General features: G+C 72.0%; 1 protein-coding gene. It reads left to right on the plus strand.

What is annotated here, in order from left to right:
• Positions 1-491: 491 nt before the first annotated feature.
• Entirely contained in the window at positions 492-1268 is a 777-nt protein-coding gene (locus tag ND747_RS16350) for an enoyl-CoA hydratase/isomerase family protein (RefSeq protein ID WP_251734471.1), read from the plus strand.
• The last annotated feature ends 97 nt before the right edge of the window (positions 1269-1365 follow it).

A 1365-nucleotide genomic window follows, 5' to 3' on the forward strand; every position in this document is an offset into this window, starting at 1 on the left:
GCCGCGGCGTGCCCCGCCCTGCTGCGCCGCGTCGGTGCGCCACGGGCCGCGACCGCCCGCCTGCTCGGTGGTGTGGGCCAGGTCACGGACCTGCGCGGGACCGTCGACGTCGGACATTCGGCAGACGCTAGCCCACTGTGTCCCGCACCGTCGGCCGAACAACCGTACGCCCGCCGTCCCGCCCGCCGCGGCGCCCGCGGGTTCGCCCGCTGAGAGTGACGGGTCGCCGTGGAAGTCGTGATCTTGGCGTAGTGGTCCGGGCATGTGGAGGGTTGTTCGGCGTATCTCGGCCCGATTCCCCGAACAACCCTCCACGTTTCATGATCTTGACTGGGATTGTGGATGATCTGCCGCCCCGGGACGGACGAGGATGTCGCGGGAGCCGATGAAGATCAGCGTGCGCCGCCCTATCGTGGCCTGCGACGGGTGGAACGGATGGACCGGTCGCGGCGCGTGTGCGCCGCGATTCCTACGGTGGGAGGACCAGGCAGATGAGCGTCGTGCGGCTCGAGGTCGACGGCGGGATCGGCACCATCCGGCTTGATCGGCCGCCGATGAACGCGTTGGACGCGACGATCGCCGGCGAGCTGCGCTCGGTCGCGCTCGAGGTCACCCGTGATCCGGCGGTCCGCGCGGTCGTGCTCTACGGCGGCGAGAAAGTGTTCGCCGCCGGCGCCGACATCAAGAAGATGGCGTCGATGGACTTCGCCGAGGTGTCCGCCTGGGTTCGTGACCTGTCCTCGACGTTCGAGCTGGTCGCCCGGATCCCGAAGCCGGTGGTCGCCGCGGTCACCGGCTATGCGCTCGGCGGTGGGCTGGAGCTCGCCCTGTGCGCGGACGTGCGGGTGCTGGCCGACAACGCGAAGATCGGTGTCCCGGAGATCACCCTGGGCATCATCCCCGGTGCCGGCGGTACCCAGCGGCTGCCCCGGCTGATCGGGCCGTCCCGGGCGAAGGACCTGATCTTCAGCGGCCGCCAGGTGCGGGCCGAGGAAGCGGAACGGCTCGGGCTGGCCGACGTGGTGGTGCCCGCGGCAGAGGTTCTCACCACCGCTCGGGAGATCGCCGGTCGGTACGTGTCCGGTCCGGCGCAGGCGTTGGCCGCGGCGAAGCAGGCGGTCGACGACGGCGCGGAGCTTGCCCTGTCCGAGGCGCTGCGGCTGGAGGCGGTGCTGTTCGCCGGCCTGTGGGGCACCGAGGACCGGCGGGTCGGCCTGACCTCCTTCGTCGCGGACGGCCCCGGCAAGGCCACCTTCACCGGCCGCTGACCGGCGCCGGGCCGACCGCGGGTCCGCGGAGCTCATGCTCGAGGATGCGGCCAACCATGCCGGCCCACACGGTCCGATCGGCGGCGAGGACCTGTCC

This window comes from Frankia sp. R82 (assembly GCF_023716925.1).
In the GTDB taxonomy this organism is placed as follows: domain Bacteria; phylum Actinomycetota; class Actinomycetes; order Frankiales; family Frankiaceae; genus Frankia.